Source organism: Limosilactobacillus galli (assembly GCF_947381495.1).
GTDB classification, from domain to species: Bacteria; Bacillota; Bacilli; order Lactobacillales; family Lactobacillaceae; genus Limosilactobacillus; species Limosilactobacillus galli.
On record NZ_CANCWK010000135.1, the window covers coordinates 1 to 303 of the forward strand.

At 35.6% G+C, this 303-nt stretch carries 1 protein-coding gene; it reads left to right on the top strand.

Features of this window, described 5'->3' with window-relative positions; genetic code table 11:
- The coding region (locus tag QOS10_RS09600) for a Mu transposase domain-containing protein (protein WP_408621592.1) at positions 1-303 on the top strand (303 nt) is incomplete at both ends.

Below are 303 nucleotides of genomic sequence, written 5' to 3' on the forward strand. Positions count from 1 at the left end.
TCGTGAAGCAGCTTGAAACACAGCTCAATCACGAAATAAGCCAAGCAACTGATCAAAGACCAGAAGATTTATGGATAAAAGAAAAAGAATATTTACAGCCATACAATCCAATCCTTTTGAATTCATTAGTTGATCACGATCTAACCCGCAAAGTTAGTAATGAATCGATGATCACCTATCTAGGCAATAAATATTCTGTACCTGTAAAGTATATCGGGCAAACAGTTAACGTCAAGGTTATAGACCAAAAATTAATGATTTATCATGCCTCACGATTGGTTCGACAACATTACCTGAGTGATA